The following is a 19,336-nucleotide window of genomic DNA, read 5'->3' as shown; positions in this document are numbered from 1 at the left end:
AGAGGACTTAGTGGTCCGCGGCCGACCCTGCAAGCACTACCGCAAAGACTTGCAGGACTGTTACTTTCAGGATCTGTCCGCGTTGATCTCGTAGTGACCGATCCAGCCCGCCCGTACGAGAGGGACCTTCATGACGCAGGAGCTCGCACCCACCCGGACGACCCCGGCGCGCGGCTGGTGGCGCGACGCCGTCATCTACCAGGTGTACGTGCGCTCCTTCGCGGACAGCGACGGCGACGGCATCGGCGATCTGCGCGGCATCCGCGAGCGCCTGCCGCATGTGGCCGCCCTGGGCGCCGACGCGGTCTGGCTGACCCCCTTCTACGCCTCGCCGCAGGCCGACGGCGGTTACGACGTCGCCGACTACCGCACCGTCGACCCGCTCTTCGGCACCCTCGACGACGCGGCGGAACTGATCAACGCGGCGCACGACCTGGGCCTGCGGGTGATCGTCGACGTCGTCCCGAACCACACCTCCGACCAGCACGCGTGGTTCCGCGCCGCCCTGGCGGACCAGCAGGGCGGCCCGGCCCGCGACCGCTACCACTTCCACCCCGGCCGGGGCGCCGCCGGCGAACTCCCGCCCAACGACTGGGAGTCGGTCTTCGGCGGCCCCGCCTGGACCCGCGTCCCCGACGGCGACTGGTACCTGCACCTCTTCGCGCCCCAGCAGCCGGACCTCAACTGGCACAACCCCGAGGTCCACGAGGAGTTCGAGTCGATCCTGCGCTTCTGGCTGGGCCTGGGCGTGGACGGCTTCCGGGTCGACGTCGCCCACGGCATGATCAAGGCGGAGGGGCTGCCCGACATCGGCGCGCGCGAGCAGGCCAAGATGATCGGCTCCCAGGTCCTGCCCTTCTTCGACCAGGACGGCGTCCACGACATCCACCGCTCCTGGCGCAGGCTCCTCGACTCGTACGACGGCGAGCGGATCGGCGTCGCCGAGGCGTGGGCCCCCTCCCCCGAGCGCCTCGCCCTGTACGTACGCCCCGACGAACTGCACCAGGCGTTCAACTTCCAGTTCCTGAACTGTCCGTGGGACGCGCAGGCGATGCGCGCCGTCATCGAGGCGTCGCTCGCCGCGACCACCCTGGTCGAGGCCCCCACCACCTGGGTCCTGTCCAACCACGACGTGGTCCGCCACCCCACCCGTTACGGCGGCGGGGACGACGCGCTGGGTCTGCGCCGGGCCCGCGCCGCCGCGCTGCTGATGCTGGCGCTGCCCGGTTCGGCGTACCTCTACCAGGGCGAGGAGCTGGGTCTGCCCGAGGTCACCGGCCTGCCCGACGCGGTCCGCCAGGACCCGTCCTTCTTCCGCAGCGACGGCCAGGACGGCCTGCGCGACGGATGCAGGGTGCCGATGCCCTGGTCGGGCGACGCGCCGCCGTACGGCTTCTCCCCCGAGCCCGCCGCCCCGTCCTGGCTGCCGCAGCCCGACACCTGGAAGGACCTGACCGTCGAGGCCCAGACCGGTGACCCGCACTCCACCCTGGAGCTCTACCGCTCCGCGCTGGTCCTGCGCCGCGAGCTCCCGGGCCTGGGGGACGGACCGATCACCTGGCCGCAGGCCCCCGGCGGCCACCCCGACGGCCTGCTGGTCTTCGGCCGCCCCGGCTTCGTCTGCACACTCAACACCACGGCCCGCCCCGCCGAACTCCCCGCCCCGGGGCGCCTCCTGACCGCCTCCGAGGCCCCCGCCGTGAACGGCGGCGCCGTCACCCTCCCGCCCGATTCCTGCGCTTGGTGGGCAATCTGACATGCGCCCGGTACAGTCCACTCCCATGACCGCACGGCTTGCCGACATCGCAGCCCAGGCGGGGGTCAGTGAAGCGACGGTCAGCCGCGTGCTCAACGGCAAGCCGGGGGTTGCCGCGGCCACCCGCGAATCCGTACTCGCCGCGCTCGACGTCCTCGGATACGAGCGCCCCGTCCGCCTGCGCAGGCGCAGCGCGGGACTGGTCGGCCTCATAACCCCCGAGCTCGAGAACCCGATCTTCCCGGCGCTCGCCCAGGTCATCGGCCAGGGCCTGACCCGCCAGGGCTACACCCCCGTCCTCGCCACCCAGACCCCCGGCGGCTCCACCGAGGACGAGCTCACCGAGATGCTCGTGGACCGCGGCGTCTCCGGCATCATCTTCGTCTCCGGACTCCACGCGGACACCACCGCCGACATGCAGCGCTACGAGCAGCTGCGCGCCCAGGGTGTCCCCTTCGTCCTGGTCAACGGCTTCTCCCCGAAGGTCCAGGCGCCCTTCATCTCGCCCGACGACCGGGCGGCGATGCGGCTGGCCGTGACGCACCTGGCGTCGCTGGGCCACACCGGGATCGGCCTGGCCGTCGGCCCGAAGCGGTTCGTCCCCGTACTCCGCAAGATCGAGGGGTTCCGGGCCGCCATGCAGGAGCGGCTCGGCCTCACCCCCGAGGAGGCCGAGGAGCGCATCCAGCACTCCCTCTACACCCTGGAGGGCGGCCAGGCCGCCGCCTCGGCCCTGATCGAGCGGGGCTGCACGGCGATCGTGTGCGCCAGCGACATGATGGCGCTGGGAGCGATCCGCGCCGCCCGCCGCCTGGGTCTGGACGTACCGCGTGACGTCTCGGTGGTCGGCTTCGACGATTCGCCGCTCATAGCGTTCACCGATCCTCCCCTGACGACCATCAGGCAGCCGGTGACGGCGATGGGCCAGGCCGCGGTCCGCACCCTCCTCGAAGAGGTCGGCGGCACCCCCGCCCCGCCCAGCGAGTTCGTCTTCATGCCCGAACTGGTCGTCCGTGGTTCCACGGCGTCGGGGCCCCGTCCGTAGGGCTCAGCACGTGCGAGCACCACCCGACCGGAGGATGATCGGAGGGGTGGCCCTCATCTGGCAGACTCTCTCCCCATGGGTGAACTGACCGTGAAGACTGTGGAAGGCCGGGCGGCCACCGCCCCCTCACCCAGCGCGGACGACGGGCAGCATCGGCCGTCCGCACGGCCGGCGGCCCTGAAGCGGCTGCGCTCGCCCCGCCGTCCGCGGATCTGGTTCGAGATCCTGCTGATCGCGGTCAGTTACTGGACGTACTCGCTGATCCGCAACGCCGTGCCGGAGCAGAAGGCCGCGGCCCTGCGCAACGCGGACTGGATCTGGCAGGCCGAGCAGACCCTCGGGATAGCGGTCGAGGAGACCGTCAATCGAGCCGTGAACTCGGTGACATGGCTCGTCGTGTCGATGAACTACTACTACGCGACGCTGCACTTCATCGTCACGATCGGCGTCCTGGTCTGGCTTTTCCGCTGGCATCCCGGCCGTTACGCGGCGACCCGCCTCGTCCTCTTCGCGACCACGGGCATCGCCCTGCTCGGTTACTACCTGTACCCGCTGGCGCCGCCCCGCCTGATGAACGGGCACGGCTTCATCGACACGGTCCTGGTGCACCAGACGTGGGGCTCGATGGCTTCGGGCAACTTCAAGAACATGTCGAACCAGTACGCCGCGATGCCCTCGATGCACATCGGCTGGTCCCTCTGGTGCGGCCTGACGATCTTCGCCGTGGCCACCGTCCCCTGGGTGAAGGTCCTCGGCCTGCTCTACCCGACGGCCACCCTGGTCGTGATCGTCGCCACCGCCAACCACTTCTGGCTGGACGCGGTCGGCGGCATGCTCTGCCTCTCCTTCGGCTACGCCCTCAGCGGCGCCTGGTACGGCGCCCTGCCGCACCGCCTGCCGAAGCTGGTCGACGGGGACGTGTCGCGGCCCCGGACCGGCCGCCGGGCGTGGCCGGTCCGGGCGTAGCCGAACGTTCCGGGCGCGGCCGCGGGAGCGGCGCCCGCGCCGGGTCAGCCCCGGTGCGTGATCCTGCCGCCGGTCACGGTCAGGCGTACGGGCGCCTGGGCCACCTCGTCGGCCGGGGCCGCCACCGGGTCCAGGCCGAAGGCCGTCAGGTCGGCCCGCAGACCCGGGGCGATGCGGCCCGAGACGGCCTGCTCGCCCGCCGCCACCGCCGCGTGCGTGGTGCAGCCCTCCAGCGCCATCAGGCCGGTCAGCGCGCGGCCCGCCCCGGCGGCGCCGCGCGGGGCGCGGGCGGTGGCCAGGACCTGGCGGGCGTCGTAGTGGGCGATGGGCCAGTCCGAGCCGAGGGCCAGGACGGCGCCGGCGTCGCGCAGGTCGCGGCAGCGCCAGGCGCGGGCCGCGCGTTCGCCGCCGAGGCGCTTGGACCATTCGTCGGTGTGGTCGGCGCGGGTGTACGCGGTGTGGGGCGGCTGCATCGAGGCGATCACGCCGAGCTCGGCGAAGCGGGCGATCTGGTCCCCGGGGACGGTCTCGATGTGCTCGACGCGGTGGCGCAGCCGTCCGCTCGCGCCGAGGGTTTCGACGGTGTCCAGGACGTGGCGCACGGCGGCGTCACCGATGGCGTGGGTGGCGGTGCGCACGCCTGCCGCGTGGAGGTGGCGCACGGCCCCGGTGTACGCCGCCGGGTCCGGCCAGAACGCTTCGGTGCCCTGGCCGTGGCAGTCGGCGTGCTCCAGCCAGGCGGTGCCGCCCTCGACCGTGCCGTCCATGAAGAACTTGACGCCGCCGACGCGCCAGAGGCGGCCCGCTTCCTTCTGGAGGGCGACGAGCTCGTCGAGGTCGGCGGTGTCCGCGCCCGGCATGCACCACGGGGCGAGGAGCAGCCGTACGGCGAGGCCGTCCGTCTCCTCGGCCGCGCGGAGCAGCTCCAGGGCGTCGTCGCCGAGGTCCATCACATGGGCGCCGGTCAGGCCGGTGGCGGCCATCGCGGAGAGCAGCTCGCCGAGGCGGGCGCGGCGCTCGGCGGGCGACGGCCTGGGCACCCTGGCGCCGACCAGGTCCATGGCGGCGTGCTCGATCAGGTGCCCGGTGGGGCGGCCGCCGGCGTCACAGACGATCTCCGAGCGCTGCGCGAAGGCGCGCGGCCCGGTGATACCGGCGGCGTCGAGCGCGGCGCCGCTCGCCAGGGCCGAGTGGCCGTCGTAGAGGCGGATGAAGGCGGGGGCGCCGGCCACGGCGTCCTCGATGAGGGCGCGGTCGACGGGGCGGCCGCCGAAGGCGTTGTGGTCGAGGCCCCAGGCGACGATCCAGCCTCCGTCGCGGTCGGCGCCGGCGAGGGCGGCGCGCAGCGCGTCGAGGTCGCGTACGGCGGAGAGGTCGAGTCCGGTGGACATCTCCAGGCCCCACACGGGGTGGCTGTGGCTGTCGACCAGGCCGGGGGTGAGGGTGGCCCCGGCCAGGCCGACGGTCTCGGTGCCGGGGCCGCGCCAGTCCTGTACGTCCGGCTCGCCGCCGACGGCGACGATCAGCCCGTCCTTCACGGCCACGGCGGTGGCCTCGGGGCGGGCGGGATCGAGGGTGCGGACGCGGGCGTCGGTGAGGACGAGGTCGGCTGCGGGCATGTCTCTCTGCTTTCTTGAGTGTTTCTTGAGTGCTCAGTCGTTCGGTTCTGCGGCGAAGCCGGCGTACACCTGCGGCCTGCTGCGGCGCAGGCGCAGGGCGAGGACGACGCCGATGAGGAAGACGGCGGGCACGAGGGAGACGAGGAGGATGTTGACGCGTGGGGCCGCGCCCGTGAAGAGGCCGACGTTGGCCGCCACCAGGCAGAGGGCCGCGGCGAGCAGCACGACGGCCAGGGCGGGGGCGATGGTGGTGCGCCAGATGTTCTCGGTGTGGCTGATGCGCCGGAAGAAGAACGGCACGGCGATGGCGGCCAGCAGTTGCAGCGCCATCAGGCCGATCATGCCGGGGGTGTTCACCCACAGCAGCAGTTCGGTGTACGGGTCCGCCCCGGCCAGGGCGAAGCCGAGGACGACGACCAGGCCGAGGGCGGTCTGCGCGGCGCCGGCGAGGTGGGGAGAGCGGTGGCGGTGGTGGACCTTGCCGAGCGCGGCGGGCAGGACGTTCTCCTCCGCGAGGGAGAGCCCGTACCGGTTGATGGCGTTGTGGAAGGCGAGGAGGGAGGCGACGACGCTGGTGACGATGAGGACGTGCATCAGGTCCGCGGCCCAGCCGCCGACATAGGTGGTGATGGCGGTGAAGAAGAGGCCGCCGGGGTCGTCGGTCGCGGCCTGGACGACCTTCTCGGAGCCGTACGCCTGGATGACGGTCCAGACGACGAAGGCGTAGAAGAGACCGAGGAAGGCGACGGCGATGTAGGTGGCGCGCGGGATCGTACGGCCGGGATCGCGGGCCTCCCGGCGGTAGATCGCGGTGGACTCGAAGCCGGTGAACGCGGCGAAGGCCATGGCGAGGACGGCGACCATGCCGGGCGCCACCATGGCGCCGGGGGCGAAGGAGTCGGCGGAGAGCCCGTGGGCCCCGCCGTCCAGCAGGACGCCGCCGGCCAGCAGCACGAGGATGCCGGTCTCGGCGAGGAGGAGTACGCCGAGCACCTTGGCGCCGAAGTCGATGGACCGGTAGCCGAGGTACCAGACCAGCAGGAGCCCGGCGAGGGACACCGGGAGCCACGGGATGTCGATGCCCCACAGGGACTTGGCGGTGTCCTGGGTGGCGCTGCCGAGCAGGCCGTAGACGCCGATCTCCATGCCGTTGTAGCCGATCATGGCGAGCAGTGCGGCGCCCATGCCGACGGGGCGGCCGAGGCCCCGGGTGATGTACGCGTAGAAGCCGCCGCCGTGGCGGACGTACCGGGTCATGGCGGTGAACCCGACGGCGAAGACGGCGAGGGTGATGCCGGCCATGAGGTAGCCGGCCGGGGCGCCGACGCCGCCGAGCATGACGGCGAGCGGGGCGACGCCGGCCATGACGGTGAGCGGGGCGGCGGCCGAGACGACGAAGAAGACGATGTCCGAGGTGGTGAGGGTGGCGCGGCGGAGGGTGGGCGGCCGGGTGGCCGGCCCGGTTCTCCCGGGGGAGACCTGGGGGATCGCTGACATGGCGGGGACAGGCCCTTCTGCGGCAGGCGGGGAGGCAGGGGCGACCGGAACATCCGAAACCTAAAGGCTTTCGGTTTCTGGTTTCGGGCAATGTAGCCTCCGGACGGGGATCCGGGAAGACCTGAGAACGAGAGGACCGACATGGGCCGGCCGCGCACACCACTGCTGGACAGGGAGCGCATCACCGCGACGGCGCTGGAGCTCGTCGACGAGCAGGGCGAGTTCAGCGTCCCGCAGATCGCCCGGCGCCTCGGGGTGCAGACCGGGTCGGTCTACCACCATGTCGACGGCCGGGACGGGATCGTCGAGCTGCTGCGCGTACGGGTCACCTCCGCCATCGACACCTCGACGCTGGAGGCCGGCCCCTGGGACGCCGCGATGACCGCCTGGGCCCGCTCCTACCGCGCCGCCTTCGCCGCCCACCCGCGGGCGATCCCGCTCCTCATGACCTCACCGGTGCGCGCGCCGAAGGTCCTCGGCCACTACGAGCGCGCGGCGCGGCTGCTGCTGGACGCGGGTTTCGAGGTGGCGGACGTGATGGTCGTGATCAGCGCGCTGGAGAACCTGGTGCTGGGCTCGGCGCTGGACATGGCGGCGCCGGAGACGGTGTGGGAGCTCCCGGACGAGACGGCGACGCCGGAGCTGGCCCGCGCGCTGGCGGCGGCCGGCCCCGACCGCACCCACGCGGCGTTCGACCTGGCCCTGGAGGGCTTCATGGCGCACTGCCGCCGCCTGCTGGAGGGCGCGTCCGCCTAGCGTGCCCGTCGGACAGTCGGCTGCGCGGACATGGACCTGGCGCAGTGGACCGCCGCGCTGGACACGCACATCTCGGCGTACTGGTCGCGGTAGGTCTCAGCCGCCGTAGAACAGCTCCTCGACGACTGCCCGCGCGCGCCGCGTCGTGCGCCGGTAGTCGTCGAGCATGTCCCCCATGTGCCCCGCCTCGTATCCCAGGTACCGCGCCACCGCGCCCAGTTCGCGCGCGTCCGAGGGGAACGTGTCGCCCGCCCGCCCCCGGACCAGCATCACCGCGTTGCGCACCCGCGTCGCCAGTACCCACGCCTCGTCCAGCACCGCCGCGTCGTCCGCCGCGATGAGGTCCGCCGCCCGGGCCGCGGCCAGCGCCTCGCGGGTGCGGGTGGTCCGCAGGCCCGGCTCCGCCGCCCCGTGCCGCATCTGGAGCAGCTGGACCGTCCACTCGACGTCGCTGAGCCCGCCCCGGCCCAGCTTCGCGTGCAGCGTCGGGTCCGCCCCGCGCGGCATCCGCTCGGACTCCATGCGCGCCTTGAGCCGCCGGATCTCGCGCACCGCCTCCTCGCCGAGCCCCGCCCGCGGATACCGCAGCGGATCGATGAGCTCGACGAACCGCCGCCCGAGGTCCGCGTCCCCCGCCACCGGCTCCGCGCGCAGCAGCGCCTGGCTCTCCCAGGCCAGCGACCACCGCCGGTAGTACGCCGCGTAGGAGGCGAGCGTACGCACCATCGGTCCGCTCTTGCCCTCCGGCCGCAGGTCCGCGTCGATCAGCAACGGCGGGTCGGACGTGGGGAGTTGGAGCAGCCGCCGCATCTCGGCGACGACCGTGTTCGCGGCCCGCGCCGCCTCCTGCTCGTCCGCGCCCTCGCGCGGCTCGTGCACGAAGAGAACGTCCGCGTCGGATCCGTAGCTCAGCTCGTGGCCGCCGAAGCGCCCCATCCCGATCACCGCGAACCGCGTCGGCAGCGTGTCTCCCCACCGCTCCCGCACGGCGGCCCGCAGCGCCCCGGCGAGCGTGGCGGCGTTGAGGTCGGTCAGGGCGTTGCCGACGCGGTCGACGAGCGCGCCGGGGTCCCGCTCGGCCGGGCTCTCCTCGGTTCCGTACGACCCGATGATGTCGCCGGCGGCGGTACGGAACAGCTCCCTGCGCCGCACCCCCCGCGCCGCCGCGACCGCCGCCGCCGCGCCGTTCGCCCGCCCGACCGCGGCCAGCACCTCCTGCTCCAGGTGCGCCCGGTCGCGGGCCTTGAGCCCCTGCGGGTCGCCGAGCAGCGCCACCGCCTCCGGCGCCCGCAGCAGCAGGTCGGGGGCGAGCCGCCCGGCCGACAGGACCCGCGCCAGGTTCTCCGCCGCCGCCCCCTCGTCCCGCAGCAGCCGCAGGTACCACGGCGTCTTGCCCAGCGCGTCGGACACCTTGCGGAAGCCGAGCAGCCCGGCGTCCGGGTCGGCGGAGTCCGCGAACCAGCCCAGCAGCACCGGCAGCAGCGTCCGCTGGATGGCCGCCTTGCGCGTCACCCCGGACGCGAGCGCCTCCAGGTGCCGCAGCGCGGCGGCCGGATCGGCGTAACCGAGCGCTTCGAGCCGCTGTCCCGCCGCCTTGGGGCTGAGCCGGATCTCGCCGGGCGCGAGCTGGGCGACCGCGTCGAGCAGCGGCCGGTAGAAGATCTTCTCGTGCAGCCGGCGCACCACCGCCGCGTGCCGCCGCCACGCCCGGTTGAGCTCCGCGACGGGCTCGGTGCGCAGCCCGAGCGAACGCCCGAGCCGCCGCAGACCGGCCTCGTCCTGCGGCACGAGGTGGGTGCGGCGCAGCCGGTACAGCTGGATGCGGTGCTCCATGGCGCGCAGGAAGCGGTACGCCTCGTCCAGCTGCGCGGCGTCCGCCCGCCCCACGTACCCGCCCGCCGCGAGCGCCTTCAGCGCCCCGAGCGTCGACCCGTGGTGCAGCGTCGCGTCGCTGCGCCCGTGCACCAGCTGGAGGAGCTGTACGGCGAACTCGACGTCCCGCAGCCCGCCGGGGCCCAGCTTCAGCTCGCGGTCCACCTGCGCGGCGGGGATGTTGTCGACGACGCGGCGGCGCATCTTCTGCACGTCGGGCACGAAGTTCTCGCGCTCGGCGGCCTGCCACACGAGCGGTGACACGGCCTCGACGTACTCCCGGCCCAGCGCGGGGTCGCCGGCCACCGGCCGCGCCTTGAGCAGGGCCTGGAACTCCCAGGTCTTGGCCCACCGCTGGTAGTACGCGAGATGGCTGGAGAGCGTCCGCACCAGCGGCCCGTTGCGTCCCTCGGGCCGCAGGTTCGCGTCGACCGGCCAGATCGTGCCCTCGGTGTTCGTCTCGGAGCAGATCCGCATCAGGTGGGAGGCGAGCCGGGTCGCGGCGCGGATCGCCTCCTCCTCGTCGGCGCCCCGCGTCCCCTCCGCCGCCTCCGCCACGAAGATCACGTCCACGTCGGAGACGTAGTTCAGCTCGTGGCCGCCGCACTTGCCCATCGCGATCACCGCGAGCCGGCACGCGGCGGCGTCCTCCGGGGCGGCCTCACGGGCGATGGCGAGGGCGGCGCGCAGGGTCGCCGTCGCCAGGTCGGCCAGTTCGGCGGCGGTCTGCGCGACATCGGTCGTACCGCACACGTCGCGGGCCGCGATCGACAGCAGGCAGCGCCGGTACGCGACCCGCAGCGACACCGGGTCGGCGGCGACGGCGAGGCACTGCTCGAATTCGGCGACCCCGGGATGCAGGTCGGCCGCCTCGTACGTGACGAGCGCGTGCCAGTCGCGCGGATGGCGCGCCAGGTGGTCACCGAGCGCCTCCGACGCGCCGAGCACCCCGAGCAGCCGGTCCCGCAGCGGCTTGGCGGTGACGAGGGTGTCGAGGAGGACCCGCCGCCCGGCGTCGTCCTGCGCCTCGGCCAGCCGTACGAGCCCCCGGAGCGCCAGGTCGGGATCGGCGGTCGCGCCGAGCGCGTCGAGGAGCACCGGGTCGCCGCGTACGGCCGCGAGCTCGGGGGCGCCGAGGAGCCGCTCGGCGGCGGACGGATCGGTGAAACCGTGCCGCAGCAGCCGCGTGAAGGTGCTGCTCGTGCGTCCCGGCGCCGACATTGTGCCTCCCGCTCCGGCCGTCCCGCGGTCCGTACGACCGCCCGGTCAAGGTCCGGTTCACGAGCCTATCCGCAGGAGCGGCGGGATGGTCTCCCACCCGGTGGACCTGGGAGAAGGCTGTGACGGAAAAGGCCAGTGACATGGACAACATCACCGGTTTTCGGTGCCGGTGAACCGGATGCCCCGTGCCACTCTCTTCACTTCTGCTCCACAGTCAGCGCGATGATCAGCGCCGTCCTGGGCGCAACCCGTCCGTACGCCGTACCACCGCACACCGAAAGCACCGCTCCTATGCCGCCCAGGGCCCGTAGTCCCTTCCGCCTGCCCCGCCGCAGCATGCCCAGCGTCGCTCTCGCGGCGCTGCTGCTGGCGGTGACGGGCGTCCAGCTCGCGCGTCCCGGCGTTCCGGTCGCGTCGCCCTCCGGTTCCACGGCGGCCAGGACCGTCACGGCCGACACCGCCGGCACGGCGGACGCGGCGGGCCGGACGGAAGCCGACGGGCCGTCCCGGCGCGAGCACGAGTCCGTGGTGCAGATCCTCTCCCACCCGGACGACGACCTGTTCTTCATGAACCCCGACCTCAGCCAGTCGATACGCACCGGCCAGAGCCTGACCTCGGTGTACCTGACGGCGGGCGAGGCGGACGGGGTCAACTCCTTCCGCGGCGGCGAGAACGAGGGCGTCCCGCTGCCCGCCCCCGACAAGAGGCGGTACGCCGAGGCCCGGCAGAACGGCATACGCGCCGCGTACGCCGAGATGGCCACCGGCGACCGCACCAGCCCCTGGCAGCGCTCCGCGATCCGCACGGCGGGCGGCGGCTGGGCCGAGCTGGACACGCTGAAGGCGAGCCCGAAGGTCAGTCTGGTGTGGCTCCAGCTGCACGAGGCGGGCGCCAGCGCCGCGGACCGGCCGCACAGCCTGCACGGGCTGTGGGACGGCCGGATACAGGCCCTGGAGTCGCACCTGTCGTCCGACACCCCGGTCAAGGAGACCTTCGCGTACTCCAAGGACCAGGTCGTGCGGACGATCACCGGGGTGCTGGAGCGCTTCCGGCCGACGTTCGTACGGATGCTGGACCCGACGAACGGCCGCGAGACCACGCCGCAGATGCTCCCCGACCACCAGGACCACATGTACGGCGCCAGGTTCGCCCAGCTGGCGCTCACCGGGTACGGCAGGACCGGCGGCCGCCCGCACTTCACCGTCCAGAACTACCTCGGCTACCTCAACGGCAGCCTGCCGCACGTCCTGGACCCCGAGGCCGTGCGGGAGAAGCTGCACACGCTGAAGACGTACGCCTGGACCGACTACCCGGACAACTACTGCGACGCGGAGGCCGGCTGCGGCGACCGCAAGGTGGCGGGGCGGCCCACGGGGCCCGGCTGGGTGTACGGCATCCGCTACTCGCGCAACACCAGCACCTCGTGGCTCCGGAGCGGCGCGCGGGAGGGCGAGCTGTGGGCGTTCTCGGTCCTGGACACCCGCCTCGCGGTCTGGCACCGCGAGCCGGGCACCGGGGCGGGGGACCGGCCCGCGTGGACCGGTCCGACGCTGCTCGGCGAGACCGGCCTGGACAGCGGCATCACCTCCGAGAAGCTGCCCGACGGCCGGCTGGCCCTCTTCGGCACCCGCACCTCGTTCGACGGCCCCGCCGGCTACCGCAGGGACGTCGTCACCGCCGTGCAGCGCGCCGTGGGCGGCACGTTCGGCCCCTGGCAGGCCCTCGGCATGCCGCACTCCGCCCACGCGCCCGGGTCCCTGGACATCAGCGCCCCGGCGGTGACGGTGGACCGCGCGGGCCGGGCGACGGTCTACCTCCGCGACGGCGACCACGGGCTCAGCTCCCGTACGCAGCTGTCCGACGGCGGCTGGGCGCCCTGGCGGGCGCTGGGCGGCCGGCAGATGTTCGGCGACCCGGCGGCGGCCACCGACAGCGCGGGCCGCGATTACGTCTTCGCGCAGACCCTCACGTCGACCGTCGTGTGGACCCGGGACGCGCCCGGCGCCCCGATGCGCGGCCCCGTGCCCACCGCCCTGCCGGCGACGCCGCTGCCGCCGACCGTCCGCCCGGACGGTGACGGCGTACGCCTGTACTTCCGCAAGCCGGACTCCGGCGCCGTCCGGACGGCCCGCTTCACCGCCGGGGCCGCCCCCGGCGCGGTGACCGCCGCGGCCGGGGCGGCCCCGCGCGTCACCGACCTGGGCGGCCGGGCGGGGTTCGGCCCGGTGAGCGCGGCGGGCACCCTGCTGGCAGCCCGCGACGGCTCGGGCCGGCTCGGCGTTGCCGAACTTCCCGCCGGCCCCGCCGGCGTACCGCGCTGGAACAGGAGCGGCGGTTTCCTCTTCGGCGGAGCCCCCGCGTCCGCCACGGACGCGGCGGGGAACACCTCGGTGGCGGCGGTGGCCCTGGACGGCCGCCTCCACTGGAGCGGCCGGGACTCCTCCGGCTGGCAGCCGGTGGGCACGAACGCCCGGTGAGTTCCGCCCCGCTCGCGGTCCGTCCCCGTGGACAGGACTCTGTAACAGGAGGCGGACCGCGAGCGAGAGGAAGCACCGTGGAATCGGAACCGGAATCGGAACCGGAACCGGAACCGGAACCGGAGAGCAGGCTGGACCCCCGCTACAGCGACGAGGGCGCGACCGCGGCCTCCTGGCCCGACGCGGTGGCGCGTCTGGAACAGGCGGAGCTGTTCTGGCTGACGACCGTACGCCCGGACGGCCGCCCGCACGTCACCCCGCTGCTGGCCGTCTGGCAGGACGACGCGCTGTACTTCTGCACGGGTCCGGCGGAACGCAAGGCGAAGAACCTCGCCGCCAACCGGAACGTCGTCCTGACCACCGGCAGGAACACCCTGCACGAGGGGATCGACCTGGTGGTCGAGGGCGAGGCGGTGCGGGAGACCGACGAGCCGCGCCTGCGGCGCCTGGCGGAGGCGTACGAGACGAAATACGGCCCGGACTGGCACTTCGACGTACGCGACGGAGCGTTCCACGGCGAGGGCGAGGGCCACCGCGCCGTGGTCTTCCGCGTCGCCCCGTCGACGGCCTTCGGTTTCGGCAAGGGCGTCTACAGCCAGACCCGCTGGCTCTTCGGCTGACCTCCTCGGCCGGCTTCTTCAGCTGTCCGGCGTGGACCGCAGCACCAGCGTGTGGAACCCGAAGCAGTCCCGGTACACGTGCAGCCACTCGGACCGGTGCTGCTCCGCCGCCGCGAGGGCCTCCTGGGCGAGGGGGTCCCCGGGGTGGTCGAGGGCCCACTCCGCCAGGGCCCCCGTCCAGTGCCACTCGTAGTCGTCCAGCTCCCGGCGGGTGCTGATGTGCCCGAACACGGGCGTCCAGCCGGCCGCGGCCACCCGGTCCACGGTCGTGGCCAGATCCTCGTACTCCCCGAGCATCTGCCGCGCCTCGGCGCTGGGTACGGCCTCCCAGTACGCGTCGCCGACGAGCACCCGGCCGCCGGGCGCGAGGTGCTCGCGGGCCGTGGCGAGCGTGCCCGCCAGCCCGCCGAAGGCGTGGGTGGCCCCCACACTCAGGACGACGTCGAAGCCCCGCTCCGGGACGAACGCCCCCGCATCCCGCTCGTGCAGCACCAGCCGGTCCCCGACGCCCCGCGCGTCGGCCTGCTCGCGCGCCTCCTCCAGCGCGTCGGCCGACACGTCGACGCCCACGGCCGTCGTCCCCGGATGCGCGACCAGCGCCCGTACGAGCCATTCGGCCTGCCCGCACCCGAGGTCGAGCAGCCGTTCGTCCCCCCGGACCACGGCCCGCCCGAGAAGGCGGCGTACGGATGCGTCGTCGAGCGGGGCGGCGACGGGGTGACCGGCATGGGCCAGCCGCGAGATCAGTGACCGGTTCATCCGCGCACCCTCCCATCGCCGCCGGGCCCCTCGCACCGGCTTTTCTCCGCCCCGGCCCGCACCCGGGGCACAGCGGCCGCCCCCTGCGGCAGCTCCCGTCGCGTACGGACCGGGGAGAGGAAGAGCGGCACGAAGGCCGGCGCCAGGCAGCAGCCGCCCACCCAGAGCGCCGCGCGCACCCCGGCGTACTCGCCGATCACGCCCGCCACCGCGGAGCCGACGGCGGGCGCGCCGCTGCGCATGAAACGGAAGGCGGCGTTCATGCGGCCGAGGAGCGGGGCGGGCGTCAGGCGCCGGCGCAGGCTGACGCCGAGGACGTTGTCCATGCCCCTCTTGAACGCGGCCGGCACCCGGCCGGCCCCGGCGAACCGGAGCCGGTCCCCCGGTCGACGAGCGGGATCAGCAGCGCGGCCGGCGCGACGCACAGGCCGACGAGACCGGGGGTGCGGCCGTGGCCCGGGCGGCGGGCGACGGGGCGGGGCACGGCGCGCGCCGAGGAGGATACCGACGCCGCCCGCCGCATCGGCCTCACGCCGGGCGGCGTCTCCCCGCACCTGACGGCGCTGCGCACGGCGGGTCTGGTGAGCGCGCACGGCACCGGCCGGGTGGTGCTCTGTGCCCGGACGAACACCGGGGAGGCCCTGACGGCCGCCGGCCGCGACGACCGGGGGCCGGCGGCACGACGCCTCCGGCCCCGGCGGCCCGGCCCTGCGGCTACAGCACCGGCAGGTTCTTGCGCAGCTCGAAGGCGGTGACCTCGGAGCGGTACTCCTCCCACTCCTGCTTCTTGTTCCTGAGGAAGAAGTCGAAGACGTGCTCGCCCAGCGTCTCGGCGACCAGTTCGCTGCGCTCCATCAGGGCGATGGCCTCGCCGAGGTTCTGCGGCAGCGGCTCGATGCCCATCGCGCGGCGCTCGGCGTCGGAGAGCGCCCAGACATCGTCGTCGGCACCCGGCGGGAGCTCGTAGCCCTCCTCGATGCCCTTGAGCCCGGCGGCGAGCAGGACGGCGTACGTCAGGTACGGGTTGGCGCCGGAGTCGATCGACCGGACCTCGACGCGCGCCGAGCCGGTCTTGCCCGGCTTGTACATGGGGACGCGGATCAGCGCGGAGCGGTTGTTGTGGCCCCAGCAGATGTACGACGGGGCCTCGCCGCCCGAGCCGGCCGTGCGGGTGGAGCCGCCCCAGATGCGCTTGTAGGAGTTGACCCACTGGTTGGTGACGGCGGAGATCTCGGCGGCGTGCCTGAGCAGGCCCGCGATGAAGGAGCGGCCGACCTTGGAGAGCTGGTACTCCGAGCCCGACTCGTAGAACGCGTTGCGGTCGCCCTCGAAGAGGGAGAGGTGGGTGTGCATGCCCGAGCCCGGGTATTCGCTGAACGGCTTCGGCATGAAGGTGGCCTGCACGCCCTGCTCCAGCGCCACCTGCTTCATGACCAGCCGGAACGTCATGATGTTGTCGGCGGTCGACAGCGCGTCGGCGTAACGGAGGTCGATCTCCTGCTGGCCCGGGGCGCCCTCGTGGTGGCTGAACTCGACCGAGATGCCCATGGACTCCAGCATGGTGATCGCCTGGCGGCGGAAGTCCATGCCGACGTTCTGCGGGGTGTGGTCGAAGTAGCCCGAGTTGTCGGCGGGCGTGGGCCGGGTGCCGTCCAGGGGCTTGTTCTTCAGCAGGAAGAACTCGATCTCGGGGTGGGTGTAGAAGGTGAAGCCGAGGTCGGAGGTCTTGGCCAGGATGCGCTTCAGCACGTAGCGCGGGTCCGCGAAGGACGGCGAGCCGTCCGGCATCAGGATGTCGCAGAACATCCGGGCCGTCCCGGGGGCCTCGGCCCGCCACGGGAGGATCTGGAAGGTGCCCGGGTCCGGCTTGGCGATCATGTCGGACTCGTACACGCGGGCGAAGCCCTCGATCGCGGAGCCGTCGAATCCGATGCCCTCGTCGAACGCCTGTTCAAGTTCGGCCGGGGCCACCGCGACCGACTTCAGGAAGCCGAGTACGTCGGTGAACCACAGGCGCACGAACCGGATGTCGCGTTCCTCGAGCGTACGGAGCACGAACTCCTGCTGCTTATCCATCTGGTCTTCCTACCCATCCTTGCCGGTCAAGCCGCCTGCTCCCACGCCTCGGGCGCACGTAGGAGCACCTGAGCATCCCACCACACGGTTTCCAACGCGTTGCGGCCCCTCGGACCGACATCCGGCGACGTGCGGGTGTACGCCCGGCTGCGGCCCGGTACCGCCTCCTTACCGCTTTCCCCCCAGTGTCCGCGGCACGCCGGGGCGGGTCCACGCCGGTGTCCCGGCGGCGGAATATCTGTCACCACCGGAGCAGACATGCCACACTCGTAGTGTTCCGCTCCGAGCGCTACAGAAGATGGTGCAAGTGACCGCTGAGACCCACCAGAACACCAGGGCCGACCGCTTCGACGACGACGACTTCCCCGCCTACACCATGGGCCGGGCCGCCGAGATGATCGGCACCACCCCCGCGTTCCTGCGGGCCGTCGGCGAAGCACGGCTGATCACCCCGCTGCGCTCCGAGGGCGGCCACCGCCGTTACTCCCGCTACCAGCTGCGCGTCGCCGCCCGGGCCCGGGAACTCGTCGACCAGGGCACCCCCATCGACGCGGCCTGCCGGATCGTCATCCTCGAGGATCAGCTGGAAGACGCCCTGCGCATGAACGAACAACTGCGCAAGCCCGACCGGGCCGAACAGCAGGAGCAGAATATCTAGCGCGGCAGCTGCAGAATTTAAAGCGGCCCGCATGGAGAGTTTATGGCGGCGCAGCGGATGTGACGAAAGCCCCCTGGCACGTCCGCGACGCCGTGCTAGTGTGGATCTCAGTTGCAGTTGTGGTTCCCAAACTTCAAGTGCTCCTACGGCTCCATGCCGCAGGCGCACTTTCGTATTTCCGGTGCTTTGTTTCCGGACGGGGCAATCATCGCGGCAACGCGACTCGGATTCCGCACAGGGCGGTCTCCGGCACTGCTCCAAAGGAGAATGACATGGCTGCTGGCACCGTGAAGTGGTTCAACGCGGAAAAGGGCTTCGGCTTCATCGAGCAGGAGGGTGGCGGCGCTGACGTCTTCGCCCACTACTCCAACATCGCCACCCAGGGCTTCCGTGAGCTCCAGGAAGGCCAGAAGGTGACCTTCGACGTCACGCAGGGCCAGAAGGGCCCGCAGGCCGAGAACATCGTTCCCGCCTGACGCTGACACACACGGTCGGGGCCCGCGCCTGAGGGTGCGGGCCCCGTCTCGTTGCTTCGAATCGTTGCCCCGACTCGGTCGCCGTACAGCGCGACCGACTCATGAGCGGTCGGCCACGATTCCCGTCGGCCCCGCCCCCGTCCGTGCTTTCTCCGTACGGATTCCAGCCATTTCGAAGCGCCCGACCGAAAGGTATTCAAACCTTTCCGGGCCGACTTCATTTCGGCTTCTTATTTATCGGCTCGTTCTTGCGATTCCTGGTGGCAGTCACTGCTGCCCGGAATTCCTCGAAACGTGCCCATCGAGGAAAGGTTCAGATGAACCGCGCAGCACGCTCGAACGACCGTGAACGATTCTCCCGTACCCGCGCCGACGGCGGCTTCTCCGGCCGCACCAGCGACCGTGGCGAGCGCTTCCGCCCGGCGGCGCCGGGCCGCTCCTCCGGATCTTCCGGCTCTTCCCGCCGGCCCGCCCAGCGCCGGTCCTCCGCGCCGCAGGGCGAGTTCGCCCTGCCGGTCAGTACGACGCCCGCCCTGCCCGCGGTCGAGGCGTTCGCCGACCTGGACATGCCCGCGCCCCTGCTGGCGGCGCTCACCGCGCAGGGTGTGACGGTGCCGTTCCCGATCCAGGCCGCCACGCTGCCGAACTCGCTGACCGGACGCGACGTCCTGGGCCGCGGGCGCACCGGCTCGGGCAAGACCCTGGCCTTCGGGCTGGCGCTGCTGGCCCGCACGGCCGGGCAGCGCGCCGAGTCGCGCCAGCCGCTGGCGCTGGTGCTCGTACCCACCCGTGAGCTGGCCCAGCAGGTCACCGACGCCCTCACCCCCTACGCCCGCGCCGTGCGGCTGCGGATCGCCACGGTGGTCGGCGGCATGTCCATCGGCCGCCAGGCCGGCGCGCTGCGCACCGGGGCCGAGGTCGTCGTGGCGACCCCGGGCCGGCTCAAGGACCTGATCGAGCGCCGTGACTGCCGCCTGGACAAGGTGAAGATCACGGTGCTGGACGAGGCCGACCAGATGACCGACATGGGCTTCATGCCCCAGGTCACCGAACTGCTCCAGCAGGTCGCCCCCGAGGGCCAGACGATGCTGTTCTCGGCCACCCTGGACCGCAATGTCGACAAGCTGGTGCGCAACTACCTGACCGACCCGGTGGTCCACTCGGTCGACCCGTCGCAGGGCGCGGTCACGACGATGGAGCACCACCTGCTGCACGTCCACCCCGCCGACAAGCAGGCCACGGCGACCGAGATCGCGGCCCGCGACGGCAAGGTGATCATGTTCCTGGACACCAAGCACGCCGTGGACCGGCTGACCCGGGACCTGCTGGCCAGCGGCGTACGGGCGGCAGCGCTGCACGGCGGGAAGTCGCAGCCGCAGCGCACGCGCACGCTCGACCAGTTCAAGAGCGGGCACGTGACCGTACTGGTCGCGACCAACGTGGCGGCGCGCGGCATCCACGTCGACAACCTCGACCTGGTCGTCAACGTCGACCCGCCGACCGACCACAAGGACTACCTGCACCGCGGCGGCCGTAC

15 protein-coding genes are annotated in these 19,336 nt (G+C 72.9%); 9 read left to right on the top strand and 6 right to left on the bottom strand.

All coding sequences use genetic code 11. The features are described 5' to 3' along the window. The first annotated feature begins 130 nt into the window (after window positions 1-130). The 3 genes from ACWDZ4_RS09780 (at window position 131) to ACWDZ4_RS09770 (ending at window position 3,767) form a co-directional block, all read left to right on the top strand. Window positions 131-1,756: a glycoside hydrolase family 13 protein gene (locus ACWDZ4_RS09780; RefSeq protein WP_451507880.1), complete on the top strand. Its 1,626-nt coding sequence runs from the start codon at window positions 131-133 to the stop codon at window positions 1,754-1,756. A gap of 25 nt (window positions 1,757-1,781) precedes the next feature. After that, a complete protein-coding gene (locus ACWDZ4_RS09775; RefSeq protein ID WP_451507879.1) occupies window positions 1,782-2,801 on the top strand; it encodes a LacI family DNA-binding transcriptional regulator in 1,020 nt (339 codons plus the stop codon). A 75-nt stretch (window positions 2,802-2,876) separates the two neighbouring features. After that, window positions 2,877-3,767, top strand: coding sequence for a phosphatase PAP2 family protein (locus ACWDZ4_RS09770; protein ID WP_451507878.1), 891 nt, complete (start codon window positions 2,877-2,879; stop codon window positions 3,765-3,767). 44 nt (window positions 3,768-3,811) lie between these two features. Here ACWDZ4_RS09770 and ACWDZ4_RS09765 read toward each other — a convergent pair whose 3' ends face one another. Both ACWDZ4_RS09765 and ACWDZ4_RS09760 read right to left on the bottom strand, forming a co-directional pair. Further along, entirely contained in the window at window positions 3,812-5,386 is a 1,575-nt protein-coding gene (locus tag ACWDZ4_RS09765; RefSeq protein WP_451507877.1) for an amidohydrolase, read from the bottom strand. A gap of 33 nt (window positions 5,387-5,419) precedes the next feature. Next, a complete protein-coding gene (locus ACWDZ4_RS09760; protein WP_451507876.1) occupies window positions 5,420-6,883 on the bottom strand; it encodes an APC family permease in 1,464 nt (487 codons plus the stop codon). A 141-nt stretch (window positions 6,884-7,024) separates the two neighbouring features. On the opposite strand from ACWDZ4_RS09760, the gene ACWDZ4_RS09755 reads away from it, so the two are divergent. Further along, complete coding sequence (locus ACWDZ4_RS09755; RefSeq protein WP_451507875.1) at window positions 7,025-7,639, top strand: TetR/AcrR family transcriptional regulator C-terminal domain-containing protein; 615 nt, start codon at window positions 7,025-7,027, stop codon at window positions 7,637-7,639. Between the two features lie 96 nt (window positions 7,640-7,735). Here the strand turns inward: ACWDZ4_RS09755 and ACWDZ4_RS09750 are convergent, their stop codons facing one another. Next, on the bottom strand, window positions 7,736-10,732 hold the full coding sequence (locus tag ACWDZ4_RS09750; RefSeq protein WP_451507874.1) for a bifunctional [glutamine synthetase] adenylyltransferase/[glutamine synthetase]-adenylyl-L-tyrosine phosphorylase: 2,997 nt from the start codon (window positions 10,730-10,732) through the stop codon (window positions 7,736-7,738). 336 nt (window positions 10,733-11,068) lie between these two features. Here ACWDZ4_RS09750 and ACWDZ4_RS09745 point away from each other — a divergent pair, with 336 nt between their 5' ends. Together ACWDZ4_RS09745 and ACWDZ4_RS09740 are read left to right on the top strand one after the other, a co-directional pair. Beyond that, window positions 11,069-13,210 carry a PIG-L family deacetylase gene (locus ACWDZ4_RS09745; RefSeq protein ID WP_451507873.1) on the top strand — a complete coding sequence of 714 codons (2,142 nt, stop codon included), beginning with the start codon at window positions 11,069-11,071 and terminating at the stop codon, window positions 13,208-13,210. A 77-nt stretch (window positions 13,211-13,287) separates the two neighbouring features. After that, complete coding sequence (locus ACWDZ4_RS09740; protein ID WP_451507872.1) at window positions 13,288-13,830, top strand: pyridoxamine 5'-phosphate oxidase family protein; 543 nt, start codon at window positions 13,288-13,290, stop codon at window positions 13,828-13,830. An 18-nt stretch (window positions 13,831-13,848) separates the two neighbouring features. Here ACWDZ4_RS09740 and ACWDZ4_RS09735 read toward each other — a convergent pair whose 3' ends face one another. The 3 genes from ACWDZ4_RS09735 to ACWDZ4_RS09725 all read right to left on the bottom strand — a co-directional run bounded on the left by ACWDZ4_RS09735 (window position 13,849) and on the right by ACWDZ4_RS09725 (window position 16,665). Beyond that, a complete protein-coding gene (locus ACWDZ4_RS09735) occupies window positions 13,849-14,589 on the bottom strand; it encodes an SAM-dependent methyltransferase (RefSeq protein WP_451507871.1) in 741 nt (246 codons plus the stop codon). Continuing rightward, entirely contained in the window at window positions 14,586-14,915 is a 330-nt protein-coding gene (locus tag ACWDZ4_RS09730; protein WP_451507870.1) for a hypothetical protein, read from the bottom strand. The genes ACWDZ4_RS09735 and ACWDZ4_RS09730 overlap by 4 nt, the downstream gene beginning before the upstream one ends. A 388-nt stretch (window positions 14,916-15,303) precedes the next feature. Further along, window positions 15,304-16,665, bottom strand: a complete 1,362-nt coding sequence (locus ACWDZ4_RS09725; RefSeq protein ID WP_344491572.1) for a glutamine synthetase family protein — start codon at window positions 16,663-16,665, stop codon at window positions 15,304-15,306. Window positions 16,666-16,963: 298 nt separating this feature from the next. Here ACWDZ4_RS09725 and ACWDZ4_RS09720 point away from each other — a divergent pair, with 298 nt between their 5' ends. The 3 genes from ACWDZ4_RS09720 to ACWDZ4_RS09710 form a co-directional block, all read left to right on the top strand. Further along, complete coding sequence (locus tag ACWDZ4_RS09720; protein WP_451507869.1) at window positions 16,964-17,323, top strand: MerR family transcriptional regulator; 360 nt, start codon at window positions 16,964-16,966, stop codon at window positions 17,321-17,323. Window positions 17,324-17,595: 272 nt separating this feature from the next. Further along, window positions 17,596-17,799 (top strand): cold-shock protein, encoded by a 204-nt coding sequence (locus ACWDZ4_RS09715; protein ID WP_329126315.1) that lies wholly within the window; start codon window positions 17,596-17,598, stop codon window positions 17,797-17,799. Window positions 17,800-18,116: 317 nt separating this feature from the next. After that, on the top strand, window positions 18,117-19,336 hold a 1,220-nt coding region (locus ACWDZ4_RS09710), incomplete at its 3' end, for a DEAD/DEAH box helicase (RefSeq protein ID WP_451507868.1).

The sequence above is a fragment of the Streptomyces sp. NPDC003016 genome, from assembly GCF_053591455.1.
This window is presented reverse-complemented; position numbering and strand designations above follow the sequence as displayed.